Annotated in this window: 11 protein-coding genes; 9 read left to right on the top strand and 2 right to left on the bottom strand. The window is 52.4% G+C overall.

Annotated features, from left to right (window positions below; translation table 11 throughout):
* Positions 1 to 9: 9 nt before the first annotated feature.
* Positions 10 to 606 (top strand): dephospho-CoA kinase, encoded by a 597-nt coding sequence (gene coaE / locus CYPRO_RS10535; protein ID WP_114984577.1) that lies wholly within the window; start codon positions 10 to 12, stop codon positions 604 to 606.
* A 17-nt stretch (positions 607 to 623) separates the two neighbouring features.
* On the opposite strand, the gene CYPRO_RS10530 is transcribed toward coaE, so the two are convergent.
* Positions 624 to 899: a DUF4290 domain-containing protein gene (locus tag CYPRO_RS10530; protein WP_114984576.1), complete on the bottom strand. Its 276-nt coding sequence runs from the start codon at positions 897 to 899 to the stop codon at positions 624 to 626.
* A 76-nt stretch (positions 900 to 975) separates the two neighbouring features.
* The gene (locus CYPRO_RS10525) at positions 976 to 2,406 is read right to left on the bottom strand and encodes a SpoIID/LytB domain-containing protein (protein ID WP_124245591.1); all 1,431 of its coding nucleotides are present in this window, start codon (positions 2,404 to 2,406) and stop codon (positions 976 to 978) included.
* A 354-nt stretch (positions 2,407 to 2,760) separates the two neighbouring features.
* Here CYPRO_RS10525 and CYPRO_RS10520 point away from each other — a divergent pair, with 354 nt between their 5' ends.
* The 8 genes from CYPRO_RS10520 to CYPRO_RS10485 all read left to right on the top strand — a co-directional run bounded on the left by CYPRO_RS10520 (position 2,761) and on the right by CYPRO_RS10485 (position 13,835).
* Positions 2,761 to 4,137 carry a cystathionine beta-synthase gene (locus tag CYPRO_RS10520; RefSeq protein ID WP_205730331.1) on the top strand — a complete coding sequence of 459 codons (1,377 nt, stop codon included), beginning with the start codon at positions 2,761 to 2,763 and terminating at the stop codon, positions 4,135 to 4,137.
* A gap of 72 nt (positions 4,138 to 4,209) precedes the next feature.
* Positions 4,210 to 4,527: a DUF3467 domain-containing protein gene (locus CYPRO_RS10515; RefSeq protein WP_114984573.1), complete on the top strand. Its 318-nt coding sequence runs from the start codon at positions 4,210 to 4,212 to the stop codon at positions 4,525 to 4,527.
* Positions 4,528 to 4,703: 176 nt separating this feature from the next.
* Positions 4,704 to 5,357: an ArsR/SmtB family transcription factor gene (locus CYPRO_RS10510; protein WP_164682709.1), complete on the top strand. Its 654-nt coding sequence runs from the start codon at positions 4,704 to 4,706 to the stop codon at positions 5,355 to 5,357.
* Positions 5,358 to 5,445: 88 nt separating this feature from the next.
* A complete protein-coding gene (locus tag CYPRO_RS10505; protein ID WP_164682707.1) occupies positions 5,446 to 6,774 on the top strand; it encodes a TolC family protein in 1,329 nt (442 codons plus the stop codon).
* A 42-nt stretch (positions 6,775 to 6,816) separates the two neighbouring features.
* Positions 6,817 to 7,902, top strand: a complete 1,086-nt coding sequence (locus CYPRO_RS10500; RefSeq protein ID WP_124245590.1) for an efflux RND transporter periplasmic adaptor subunit — start codon at positions 6,817 to 6,819, stop codon at positions 7,900 to 7,902.
* 38 nt (positions 7,903 to 7,940) lie between these two features.
* Positions 7,941 to 11,135 carry an efflux RND transporter permease subunit gene (locus CYPRO_RS10495; RefSeq protein WP_114984569.1) on the top strand — a complete coding sequence of 1,065 codons (3,195 nt, stop codon included), beginning with the start codon at positions 7,941 to 7,943 and terminating at the stop codon, positions 11,133 to 11,135.
* A gap of 125 nt (positions 11,136 to 11,260) precedes the next feature.
* Entirely contained in the window at positions 11,261 to 11,572 is a 312-nt protein-coding gene (locus CYPRO_RS10490; RefSeq protein ID WP_114984568.1) for a hypothetical protein, read from the top strand.
* 184 nt (positions 11,573 to 11,756) lie between these two features.
* A complete protein-coding gene (locus tag CYPRO_RS10485; protein ID WP_114984567.1) occupies positions 11,757 to 13,835 on the top strand; it encodes a DUF2207 domain-containing protein in 2,079 nt (692 codons plus the stop codon).
* Positions 13,836 to 13,994 lie beyond the last annotated feature (159 nt).

Raw genomic sequence — 13,994 nt, 5'->3', positions numbered from 1 at the left:
GGAGGGGGGATGATGAAACTTGTAGGGCTGACCGGCGGCATTGGGAGCGGAAAAACAACCGTTGCCAAAATCTGGGCGGATTTGGGCGCTTTTGTGATGGACGCAGACCAGACGGCCAAAACCCTGATGACAACTGATCCGGAGCTTATCGCCGGACTCAAAGCCGCGTTCGGCGAAGCTGTTTATACGTCGGATGGCAGTCTCAACCGGCCATATCTCGCGCAGGAAGCGTTTGAAAAAGGACGGGTTGAGGAGCTGAATCGGCTCGTGCACCCCGCCGTGTACCGGGAAACGGACCGTTTAATTGGCGTACAGCGGGAGAAGGGGACGCCGGTTTTTGTAAAGGAAGCCGCCTTGCTTCTAAAGCATGGGCGCCCTGCCATGCTTGATGTCGTCGTGCTCTGTGAAGCCGGAGAGGCCGTTCGAAAGGCGCGGGTTCAGGCGCGTGACGGGCACAACGAAGCGCACATCAGCCAGCGTATGGCGCAGCAAAAAGGCCTGTTTGAAGCGCTTGATCCGCAGCGCGATATCATCATAGAAAACAACGGCACACGCGAAGAACTGCATCAAAAAGCACGCGCCGTTTGGGCGGAGCTAATCAGCTGATTAGCAGCTGACGAATTTCAGCGGGCATCGTCCGGTTCACCAGTCTTGTAAGGACTTACAATGCCGTAATCTTCCGGGTTGTAGTCGGCAAGCTTGAAAAAATAATCCCAGGCGGCCTGACTCTCACCTTTCATGTTCACCCAGTTGATGTGACTTTGTTTGATGAGCCCCACAATCCGCTTGGCGTATGTTTTGCGTTCTTCCAAATCCTGAATGCGGGGAAGGGCTTCGATCATAAGGTCGAGATTGTAGCCACAGTCAAAATCTTTGGGTTTTTTTACGGGGATGAACATGTTGGAAGGATGTGATGGATTGGGATGAAGATGTTTGAAAAATGGCAGAAAAAGGGCTGCAATGTGGGATTACAATTCAGGGCTGTGGTTCCGGCAGGCGGCTCAGATCGGCGCCGTTGTAGTAAAAACGCAGAATGTCACGGTAATTCCAGCCGGCTTCGGCCTTTCCAAGGGCACCCCACTGACACAACCCGATACCGTGCCCAAGGCCGCGACCTTCAAAAATATAGGTTTCCCCGTCTTCTTCCAATCTGAAATGCGTACTTCGCAGCGCAAGCGTGCCGTATCGCTGATTGAACCGAAGACGAAATGCATTGGCACCAATCGTTTCATATCCGCTGCCCTTGCTCAGATACACAACCGAAGCCCGGTCTTGTCCGCTCCCGTTTTCCACCCGAATGCCGTTTGTATTAAAAAGTTCGTGCAGCTCAGCCGCAGGCACTTCAAAGCGCCAGCGGAAGTGCGGGGAAGCTGAACAGCTCCCGAAGTCTTCCGCCCCCCGGAGCCAGGGCAGGGGCGCACCGCTCCAGACCGTTTCATTGGCTGCCGTTTGCCCGCCGCAGGTGCTGTGATAGGCCGCAAGAATGAGTTCCCCGCTCCAGCTCAGCACTTCCCCTGAAGTAGCGTAAGCAGCTTCCCGAAACCGGGGGCTTGTAATCAGCTCTCCCAAATACACCTGATTCAGTACGCTGTCATTGAGATCATACCCCGCTGCGGATGTACTGCGACCGCTGTTCCAAACCGCATAGGTGCGTGAAATCACGGCCTGAACCTTTAAGGCTTCCGGGTTCATGAAATTCATTTCACTGCCTACTACACTACTGACGTAGTCTTCAAGGGTCACATAGTTGATGAGCTGCAGCTGATTGTTTCGGGCTTCTATCCGAAGTGAACCCCGATAATAGCGCCAGGGTTTTTCCGGGTGAATGGCGCGTACCAAGCCGCTTGCTTCCGTATGAATGTCGAACTGACCGGCTTCTGTTTGCCGCGTACCGGACTGCAGTATTACCAGGTTCCCGTCGGCCTGAAGCTGAAGCGGTTCACCGGGTCCGGCTGTGAGCTGCGCAGGGCGTCCGGCTGCCTGAACAGCGATATTGCCTTCGTGCGCCTGAAGCGTGAGCTGTTGCGGCGGATTCATCGCAAAGAGATTCACCCGCACAATGGGGTTCCAGCTGATGTCATGCGTTGGAAGCTCATCTGAGTCGGCCAAAGGGTCTGTTGCTGATTCGTCAGCAATCTCTCCCGAAGATCCATACGCAGGACGCTGCAGCGGATAGAGCTCAAAAATACCGTGCAGCCGGATAAGGTCGCTTCGGTCGGCTGCCGCTTTCAGCTGTGCTTCCGCTTCTGCCGGATCAGGTTTTGGGGGTTGCGTGTCACCTTCGGGAAGCGTTGCACAGCACGTCATCCAAAAAATCACGGCCATCATGCTTGCAAGCCCAAAAAGCTGTGCATGCAAGCTGCGCGAACAGGACATCAAAACCCCGCAGTCTGACTCAGATTTCAAAGCTTTGAAAGTGGTTTAAAGTTGGTTTTTTATGGCTCAAGGCGTAAGTTAATTTTAAATTCTGAATACGGGAATTCGTCATTCTTTTTGCCGGAAAAGGCAACAGATTCTGTTCCGGCTTTAAGGCTGAACGGATGTTGCATGCGCATGCGCAAAGCTGTGCAAAGTAGAAAAAGTATTCCACAGCTAAAACCAGGGAAGCCCGAATAAACCCGCATTTTTCAGCTAAAATAGTATTGATGATAGTGTAAAGCTGTAAATCAGCGAAGGCGCTTATGTTCGCTGTATTGCGTATTCTGAAGTGTCGCTGTAACGACACGACTGTTTATAAATAACTTATACAACCCAACGATTATGTGGAAGCAATCTATTCTCGAAACCATCGGCCACACACCGCTGATCAAGCTTCAAAAAGTAGCCGCGAAAACCAAGGCAACCATTCTGGTCAAAGTTGAATATTTCAACCCCGGTCAAAGTGTGAAAGACCGTATTGCCATTAAAATGATTGAAGACGCCGAAGCCAAAGGGCTGATTAAACCGGGCGGAACCATTATTGAAGGTACTTCCGGAAATACCGGTATGGGACTTGCCCTTGCTGCCGTCGTGAAGGGCTACAGATGTATTTTCACAACAACCGACAAGCAAAGCATGGAAAAGGTCAACCTTCTGCGGGCTTTGGGTGCGGAAGTGCGCATTTGCCCGACCAATGTGGAGCCGGATGATCCGCGCAGCTACTATTCGGTTGCCAAACGGCTCAGCGAAGAAATTCCAAACTCGTACTACCCGAATCAGTACGACAACCCAAGCAATCCGCAGGCCCACTATGAGACTACCGGCCCTGAAATCTGGGAGCAGACGGAAGGCAAGATCACGCATTTTGTTGCCGGCATGGGAACCGGCGGTACCATTACAGGTACTTCGAAATATCTGAAAGAGCAAAATCCCGACATCAAAGTTGTCGGAGTTGATTCCATTGGTTCCGTATATCTGTCGTATTATCACACCCGCAAATTTGACAAGTCTCAGATTGCGCCCTATCTCACCGAAGGAATAGGGGAGGACATCATCCCGACAACCATCGATTTCGACTACATTGATGAAGTGATTCAGTGTCCGGATAAGGAAGCTTTTGTTACTACCCGCGACCTTGCCCGCAAGGAAGGCCTGTTTATCGGGGGCTCATGCGGCGCGGCAGTTTGGGGGGCACTTGAGTACGCCCGAATCAACAACCTTACCGAAGACGATGTGGTTGTTGTTGTACTTCCTGATAGCGGAACCCGTTACGTATCAAAGATTTATAACGATGAGTGGATGATACAGAACAACTTCATGGAGCCGCCTTCATCACGTGTGGCAGACTTTGTGGTGCGCATGAAAAGCGAGCATCAAAAGGGACTTATCACCGCGCAGGAGCATGAAAAACTCTCCGATGTTATTGATCGCATGAATGAAAGCGGCATATCTCAGATTCCCGTGATGGATGGTACCAAATTCACCGGCAGCGTGACCGACTCCATGATTCTTTCCCTGTTAATTCAGGATCCCGGCGCGCGCGGCATGAAAATTGCCGAAGTAATGGACAAGCCTTTTCCTGTGGTCGAGTACTCCACGCCGTTTCCGGAAGTCACGACCCTACTCAATCAGGAAAATCAGGCTGTGGTCGTTCGGATGAAAGACGGCAGCTACGAAATCATCACGCGAAGCGATCTCATTCACACGCTCTCGGCCTGAGCCGGTAGCTGTAATGCTTCGCGCGCACCCGACCATATAATCAACCAATCCCAACCCTGACCCACATCCATCATGCAGAATCCTAACCAAGGAAAGCAGAAAAAACTTGAAATAGAACTCACCAAAGAAGAAGCGCCCGGCACGTACTCCAACCTTGTGATGATCACCCATTCCGCTTCGGAATTCGTGTTTGACTTCATTGCGGTCATGCCCGGCCTGCCCAAAGCCAAAGTGATGAAGCGCCTCGTGCTCACTCCGGATCACGCCAAGCGTCTCGCAGGTGCGCTCAACGACAACATCAGCCGTTTCGAGAAGCAGCACGGCACCATCAAAACAACGGGCAAGCCCGACGTACCCTTCAACTACCGCGGCCCGCTTCCCGAAGCCTGATACTTTTTTCAACTTGTATCTACCCCGGTTTGCACAGTGCAGATCGGGGTTTCTTTTTTTTGGATGTGATTTTACCAAAACCGCTTCAGGCTTTGGATCAGCGTTCATTCAATTATTCAAATAAAATTTTGAATGATTGAATGTTTTAGTATATTTGCTGCGAATAAAAAATGCCTATGAAAACATCCGTTCTCAAAAAACAGCTCTATTCTGAATCAGCCGCTTTAACCAAGGCGCTAGGCAATCCGCTGCGTCTGGAAATTTTGGATCTTCTCGCACAGGGGGCGCTGTCTGTAGAATACATCTCGGAAAACACGGGATTAAGCGTCGCCAATACTTCGGCACATTTACAGGTGCTGCGTCAGGCCCGTTTGGTCAGTGCCCGTCGGGATGGCAAGCAGGTTTTCTACAGTCTTTCTGGTACCGATACGCATAAGTTGCTGTGTCAGCTGCGTGCAGCAGCCGTGAGCAGGAATGCCGAAATTGGCCGGCTTTTGGAATCCTACCGGGAGCAAAAGCACAGCGCGGATCAGGTTCGTCTCGAAGAAATCAGCGGGATGATCAACAGTGGTAAGGTCGTGCTCCTTGATGTGCGTCCGGCTGAAGAATTTGAGATTGCTGCGCTGCCGGGTGCAGTTTCCATTCCGGTGCGCGAGCTGCCGAAACGGATAGCTGAGCTTCCGCAGGACTGTGAGATTGTGACGTATTGCAGGGGCGAGTTTTGCCTCATGGCAGATGAAGCCGTAGCAATACTCCGCGCTAACGGGTACAGCGCCCGTCGCATGGAAAAAGGACTCCCCGAGTGGGAAAACAGCCAATTGCAGCGCTGATTTTTTTTTAACCATTTAATAACTACATAGTTATACAATTATGCAAATGTCGTATCAAACATCATGTCAGCTAAACCCACGCAAAACAATGCGGGTATCCGGGTTACTGTTCGTGCCGATCTTACTGTTGCTGTTTGGCGCGCCCTTACAGCTCAGCGCACAACAGACGCTTGAATTGTCGCTGGAACAGGCCCTTGAGCTGGCAGCAGAAAACAACCGGGATATTGCTATGAAACGCCATGAACAGCAGGTGGCACAGGCGCAGTATCGTCAGACGAGCGCTGTCTTTCTGCCTTCTGTTTCCCTGGAGTATCAGGCGGTTAGCACCGATGATCCTCTGAACGTATTCGGCTTCAGGTTAAAGCAAGAGCGGGTAACGGCTCCGGACTTTGATCCTGCGCGGCTGAACAATCCCGGCTCGTACGAGAACTATGCTGCCCGTATCACGGTGCAACAGCCTGTGTTCAACGCCGATATGATGTTCGCGCGCCGGGCTTCCCGCTCACAGACGGAAGCAGCCGGTGAAATGCTTGATGGCACCGCAGCCATGATAACTTTTCAGGTGAAGCAGGCCTATTACAAGCTGGTGCTTTACGGTCAGATACAGCAGGTAATTGCAGAAGCAGCTGAAACGGCCGCAGCCTACGAAAAGCAGGCACAGAACTTTTATAATGAAGGCATGCTCAGCCGCGAAGACCTCCTCGCCGCACGGGTGCACCGTCTTGAGCTGGAAAGCCGGCTGGCGAAGTCCGCTAATGAAGCGGAGACTGCACAGGAAAAACTGTCGCTGTTACTTGGGATGGACGCTATGACCCGCATTCTGCCTACGGATTCGCTGCAACAGCAGGCGGGATTCCTCCCGGATAGCGCAGCTGTTGAAACCCCGCCTGATAATGCGTTTGTACGCGCTGCAGCGCTTCAGGCCGAAGCCGCCGGCTACATGGTTAAATCCGCAGCTTACAGTTTTGTGCCCCGTCTGAATGTGTTTGGAAGCTTTGAACTCAATGACAACGACCCTTTTGGCTTTGGTGCTTCGGCCTACATGATCGGGGCAAGCCTGAGCTGGAACGTGTTTTCCGGTTTTCAGCAGGCCGGACGCAGGGCAGAAGCTTCGGCAAGGGCCCGCATGGCGAGAACAGGCCTCGATCAGTTTCAGCAGCAGCAGCACACCGATTTGCGTCAGGCCGCACGCTCGCTTGAACATGCCCTGAACAGGATTTCACTTTCTGAAGAAGCGGTAGCCGGTGCAACAGAAAACGCGCGCATCCGCGGCAATCGCTTCGCCGAAGGCCTGGAACGCACAACCGATTTACTCCTCGCCGAAACCCGGCTGTCCGAAAGCCGCCTGCAGCAGCTTGAAGCCTTCTTTCAGTACAATATGAGCGCCGCAGCCCTTGAGCTGTTGCTCGGCAACTAAGCTTTGAAATCAAAAAAACAAACCGTCAAAATTCTTCAACCCATGCATTTTATCCATACCAATAAGTCTTTTCTTTTGATTTCAGCCCTGATAATGGCCGGGCTGATTCTTCAGGCCTGTGGCGCATCACCCGAAACCACCCCGCAGGAAACGCCGCTTGCCGTACAGACCGAGCTCGCCGGTACCGAAGTTTCCATCGTAACCCACAGCTTTCCTGCCTCTGCAATCAGTGCGCAGGAAGCCCGCCTCAGCACAATCGTAATGGGCACGATTACCATGCTTGATGTTAATGAAGGCGACCGGGTTAGCCGCGGACAGGTGATTGCACGTATCAACGACAATCAGATCAGGGCGCAGCTCATGCAGATTCAGGCGGCCAAAATGCAGGCTGCCGCCGGATATGAGCTTGCCGCTGCCGCTTTTCGCCGAATCACCAATCTCTACGAGCAGGAAAGCGCAACCCGGCACGAACTTGATGAAGCGACCGCCGGCTACAACATGGCCAAAGCACAGCTTGAAATGCTGGAAGCTTCCGAACAGGAAGTACAGGAAATGCTGGCCTATACAGTCATCCGTGCGCCCTTTGAGGGCGTTGTTTCCCGCAAATTTATGCGTGCCGGAGACCTCGCCGCACCGGGACAGCCCGTTGTTACCCTATCAAGTCCCGGTTTGCTGAAAATCCGGGCCCATCTGCCGGAAAATCTCATCCGTGAGTTAACTGCGGGTGAAACCATCCGGTACAGCGTGCCGGCTGCCGGCATTGAAATGGATTCCGTTCCCCTTACCCGTGTCAACAGTAGCGGCGATCAGATGTCAAGGCAGTTTTCAGCGGAAGCTGTCCTGCCTGACGCTCATGAAAGCGGCATCCGGCCCGGTATGTTTGCAACGCTTCATCTGAGCATTTCCGACGAGCCGGCTATTTTTGTGCCGCAGTCTGCGCTTGTGCACCGCGGACAGCTCACCGGACTTTACGCCGTAACCGAATCGGGTCAGGCGGTATTGCGCTGGGTGCGAACGGGGCGTGCGCATGAAGGACGGGTTGAAATCGTATCGGGTCTGCGATCCGGAGAACGCTACATCTCCGTGCTTGATACGCCTGTGAGACAAGGTCAGCGTGTGAGCCTGTAAACCAGAACTGAATCCAATTACGAATAATCCCAAAATTTATGAATACTGGTTTAGCAGGAAAAATAGCGCAGGCCTTCATCGACTCCAAGCTTACGCTGCTGCTGATGATTGCCTTCCTTGCCATTGGCGCCTACGGCGTTTGGCTTACCCCAAGTGAGGAAGAACCGCAGATTGATGTGCCCATGGCCGATATTTTTGTCGGATACCCGGGCGCCTCGCCCGAAGAAGTGGAGAACACCATTGCCATCCCCCTTGAAAAAGTGCTCTCGAACATTTCCGGTATCGAGTACATTTACTCCACATCCATGCCTGAAATGGCAGTTGTTTCCGCCCGCTTTTATGTTGGGGAAGATGTGGAACGCAGTCTGGTGCGGCTCTACAATGAAATGATGCGCTTCATGGATACCAAGCCTGAGCGTGTAACCATGCCGCTGGTGAAATCCCGCTCCATCAACGATGTGCCGATTGTAACCCTCACCCTCTACAGCCGCGACGGCAGTAAGGATGACTACCTGCTGCGTCAGCTCGCGCAACAGCTCACCAATGAGCTCACAAGCATTCCCGATGTGTCGCAGATACGCCTTCACGGCGGGCGCACCCGCGCGGTGGAAATTACCCTCGATCCTGCCCGGATGGCGGCATTCAGCGTTGATCCGCTGCGCATTGCCCAAACGCTTCAGGCGGCCAACAGTGAGTTTCGCAGCGGCAGCTTCAGCCGGAATGATACGGAGTTTCTGGTACAGACAGGCAGTTTCCTGGAGACGGCAGAAGATGTGGCCGGACTCGTACTGGGCGTGCATCAGGGCGAGCCGGTCTTTCTGCGGGATGTCGCCCGCGTAACCGATGGACCGGGTCAGGCAGTAAATTATGCGAGCTACAGTCATGGACCTGCCGCAGCGGAGCGCTACGAATCGCAGGCGGGCATAAGCTACCCGGCCGTCACGATTTCCATTGCCAAGCGGCAGGGCGCGGATGCCAACACCATCGCCAATCAGATTCTGGAAATGAACCGTCAGCTCAGCGGCAGTCTGTTGACCGATGATGTCGAAGTTATTGTAACCCGCAACTACGGTGTAACAGCTACTGAAAAGGTCAACACCCTGCTCATTCACCTGATTGTCGCGGTGCTTGCAGTTACGTTTGTTGTATTTCTGGCCATGGGCTGGCGCGGCGGACTTGTGGTGTTTATTTCGGTGCCCATCACCTTCGCCCTCACCCTGTTTTTCTACTACATGTACGACTACACCCTGAACCGCATCACCCTGTTTGCGCTGGTGTTTGTGACCGGTATTGTGGTTGATAACTCAATTATTGTGGCGGAGAACATGCACCGTCACTTTAAGATTAAAAAACTGCCGTTCCGGCAGGCGGCAATCTACGCGATTAACGAAGTAGGAAATCCGACCATTCTGGCGACCTTCACCGTAATTGCTGCGGTTATTCCGATGGCCTTCGTTTCAGGTCTTATGGGACCCTACATGAGTCCCATCGCTATCGGGGCAACGGTTGCCATGATTTTCTCCCTGATCGTATCCCTGATTGTGACCCCCTGGTTGGGTTATCGCCTGCTTAAGGAGCCTGAACCCAAAGCGGGCAGTAAAGCTAAAAAGCCGTATAAGCTGGAAGAAACGGTGGTTTTCAAAGTATATGCAGCGACCATGCGTCCGCTGCTGAGCAAAGCCTGGCTTCGGTGGAGTTTTCTTTTGGGAACGACGGCTATTTTGTTTGCGACGCTGATGCTTTTTTATGTACGCTGGGTGGAAGTGAAAATGCTGCCTTTCGACAATAAGAATGAAATTCAGCTCATCATCGATATGCCGGAAGGCACTACGCTGGAGCGTACGCATGCCGTAGCGCAGGAAGTCGCCCTGCGCCTGCTTGAGGTACCGGAAGTGTACGACTATCAGGTGTATGCCGGAACAAATGCGCCCATTAACTTCAATGGCCTGGTGCGCAGCTACGACATGCGGCAGATGCCGAACGTAGCCGATATTCAGGTTAATCTCGTTGATAAAAGCGAGCGCTCTGATCAAAGCCATGATATTGCCAAGCGGATTCGTCCGATGGTGCAGGAAGTCGGCTTACGACACGGTGCCAATGTGAAAGTAGTGGAAGTGCCTCCGGGGCCGCCGGTGCTTTCAACCCTTGTGGCTGAAGTGTACGGACCGGATCTCGAAACACAGCGGGCTACAGCACGGGATATCATGGATATTTTTGAGCGCACCCCCGGTATTGTGGATGTGGACTGGATGGTGGAAGCGGCCCAAACCGAATACCGCTTTTCGGTCATGCGCGACAAAGCACAGCTAAGCGGGATTGCCCCCATGCAAATAACCGAAAGCCTGGGTCTGGTACTTGGTGAGCACCCGGTTTCTTACCTGTATCAGCCGCGGCATGCCGATCCCATCCCGATGGTGCTGCGCCTCGACGATGCTTCCCGTTCGGGACTTGGCAGCATTGCTGGTCTGCACGTCCAATCACAAACCGGGGCCATGCTGCCCGTTGCAGATCTTGTGGAAGTACACGAGCAGGAGCTTGGGCGCAGCATTCACCGCAAAAATCAGCGGCGGGTAGTGTACGTAGTGGCAGAAGTTGCCGGAGAAATTGAAAGTCCGGTTTATGCCATTCTCGATGCCGGAGCCGAAATTGACGCTCTTCAGGCCGCAGGAAGCCCGGTTACGCAGCAATTTGCGGGTCAGCCGTTCAACAGCGAAAACGTAACCGTAAAATGGGACGGCGAGTGGCAGATAACCCTCGAAGTTTTCCGCGATCTCGGCATTGCATTCGCGGTCGTGCTCATCATCATTTACATTCTGATTGTGGGCTGGTTCCAGGATTTCGGCGTTCCCATCATTATGATGATCGCCATCCCGCTGTCCCTGATCGGTATCCTGCTGGGACACTGGTTTACCGGAGCCTTCTTCACCGCAACCTCCATGATCGGCCTCATTGCCCTTGCGGGTATCATGGTCAGAAACTCGGTGCTGCTTATCGACTTCATCCAAATCAGCCTGAAAGACGGCAACAACCTGCACGATGCGGTCATTGAAGCCGGTGCTGTGCGCACCATGCCGATCCTGCTTACGGCCGGAACCGTTGTGATTGGCGCCATCGTCATCCTTTTCGATCCGATTTTCCAGGGTCTCGCCATCTCCCTGATGGGCGGTGCACTTGCTTCTACCGCGCTCACGCTCATCACGGTGCCACTGATCTACTACATGGTCAAAAAATAAAGCCTGAAGCTGTTTGATACGCTCAGGCAGATTCCATCTCCATCCTGAAAACACAAAACCCGTGACAGCACAGCGCAGCAAGGCTGACTGTCCCGGGTTTTCCCTCAACAAAACATACTGTTGCCATGAAACTGCTGATTATTCTGAGTGTAGCCGAATTTGCGGATGAAGTCCGCCAAATGATGGCCCGAAACAAAGTTGCTGTCTACAGCGAAACGCCCATGCATGGATTCCGGACTGAAAAACATCAGCCCGATGTGCGTACCTGGTTTTCACAGGGCGATCACGGGATTTACTCTACGCTGTTCTTTTCCTTTCAGACAGAGGAAACCGTAGCAACCGTGCTGAATGAAATCAAAAGCTACAACAAAAGCTGGGAAGGCCGCCGCGATAATCCCCTGCATGCCTATCAGATCGCTGTTGAAGAATTTGTGTGATTCCGTGGTTTTGCCGTAGGAGCCCACTCATCCGTCCTGAGGAGCTCTGTAGCTTCGTACTATCGAGCGGCGAATATTAAAAAATTTCGACTTTCTAACCTATATTTCAGGGGGTAACTATGTAAGAAATAATCATTATTATTACCTGTTCATCTATACTGAAGATTTTTACAGGGGCTTTTTAATGATGCGTAATGTGCTTATCACCGGTTTTCATCCCGTCAGAACCTTGTTTCTTATGGCAGGGATGCTGGTGCTTTTGATGTTCTTTTGGGAAAATAGTTTAAATGCTGCGTCCCAAAATCAGGATTCCTTTGAACGGCTGGAAATTGAGGCCTTGGTGCTGACGGATGGCACGCTGCAAATCACAGAAACGCGGCGGTATCAAATCAATCCCTTCCGGCCTTTTTTTATAGCTGATATTTCTCACGGTAACTCGTCCGTGAATGATTTGGAGGTTGTCCTGAATGGGTCTGTTTTGGCCGCTTTTCCGGAAATGCCAGAATTTGCCACAAACCCGGCAGCGGAAGAGCCCGGTCCGGGATTTGTACTGTCAGAAGGCCCCGAAACAACCACGATTTCCGTTTTCGGACGCTTTGGGGAAACGGAACTACAGCTGCGCTACCGACTTCAAAACTTGGTGCAAGATGCGGACGGGTTTGCATTCTTTGACCATGTTTTCGCACATGCTGCGCCGGTAAATATGGCTGAAGCGCAACAACGACCCAATGTCCGCAGGCTTCAAACCGGCTTCACGCTCGATTTCGAAGAGGCGCCGGAAGAAATACCGTTCGCAAGGTTCCTTACCGCAAGTGCGGGAGAACCACTGGTACTGCAGGTTTTGGATGAAGACGGTTTGCGAATCCGCCTTCATCCTATGGAGATCAGCCCGATTCGTCCGCTGCATTTGCAGCTTCTGTTTAGCAAGGGCGCTGTTTTTGGACTCCCGCCCGAAGCGGCAGCTTCTGATGTGACGCAGGAAAGCCTCGATGAAAATTACCTGATGTGGTCTTCCCGCATACAAGACGAGCGGCAGCGTCAGGAGACGGCCGCAGGTAAACTCGTCTTCTGGCGCCCGGTAGGCTGGATATTGTTTTTCCTTTGCTTATACACTTTTGTCGCACGCCGTATCCGCAAGCGCAGGGCCAAGAAAGAAGCGGAATCTCTCGATTTCAACCAGCCCCTGACCATGGCTGATTTGCGCAATCTTCCGGTTGGGGTCATGAAGACGCTCTACAGCGCAACGGTACTACAGCCCCGCAACCGTGTCCTGCGGCTCACCGGACTCGCCCTCACAGACCTTGCCCGCGCCGGACATCTGCGGATGGAAATTAGTATTCCTTCCAACTTTCTGAAAGACAGGGCCATTACTTCAGCATTGGGGACAAGCGCGTTGCGTAAAATGCTGCCGTTCGAAATCAAACAGCTTATTGAGAACAGCACCATCCTTATTCAGCCACTTGAAGCAAACGAGAACAGCACGCTGCGGCCCTGGCACAAGCTATTATCTGCATACATAAACAGCCGCTGCAAGGGAAAACAGTTACCTCTAAAGGAGCTGTTTCCAACAAGGACCGGACTCGCAAATCTCAAAAAATCAGGCAGCTCAAATGAAGAGAGAGCCAAAGAACTGCGGGCGGGCCTGAAAAAGCTAAAGGCGGCTCTCCGGGAAAGCTATTTTGAAGACCTGACAGCCGGACTGTCACACTTTAAGGAAGACCGAAACGCCGTTTACATTGGCCTAATAGCTGTACTTGTTGCGGTTTACCTGATGATTCTGGGTTCTTTTATGGGTCTTTTTCTCATTGTATTTGCTGCGCCCACGCTGTTGTTCGCAGTATTAAACCGATACGATTACACAGCAGAAGGACTGCGCTTCAGCCGGCTCATCAGGTCACACATTAATCGTTTGATGAAAACCAACAGTCCCGATCAGGATACAGGCAAGGCGGAAGATCTGCTTGCCGATTTCATGGTGCTTAACTGGCCCCGAAATTACAAAGAGTTGCACAGCACGCCTTACCACCCGTTGTATCAAAACGTGAACACTCCAAAAGACGCAGGACTTACTGCCCTGGAAAACATTTACTTTTTAAATCCTGAAGCTGATCAGGAAGCGGACAAGCTGGTACATTTCACCCATTTCATCCTGCAGGAAGTCTGTCACCGCAGCCTAATGCACTACCCGGATTTTGTAGCCACCAATCCCGGCAGTTTGGGTAAATTTATTTCCGGTTTCAACAGACAAAAAGAAGGCAGCTGACATTCCTGTTCGCATAGTCCGCTGCACTTGGCATAAAGCCGGGAGTTCGGACAGGAAGATTTCTGCCAAATTGTTGCTTGTTTTTTTGGGTGAAACCCCGTGCACCTCACTGTCTTTCGTGAAAGATTAGCGCGCGTAAATCTAAGATGAATCCCTTGC

The organism is Cyclonatronum proteinivorum (genome assembly GCF_003353065.1).
Lineage (GTDB): Bacteria > Bacteroidota > Rhodothermia > Balneolales > Cyclonatronaceae > Cyclonatronum > Cyclonatronum proteinivorum.
This window is presented reverse-complemented; position numbering and strand designations above follow the sequence as displayed.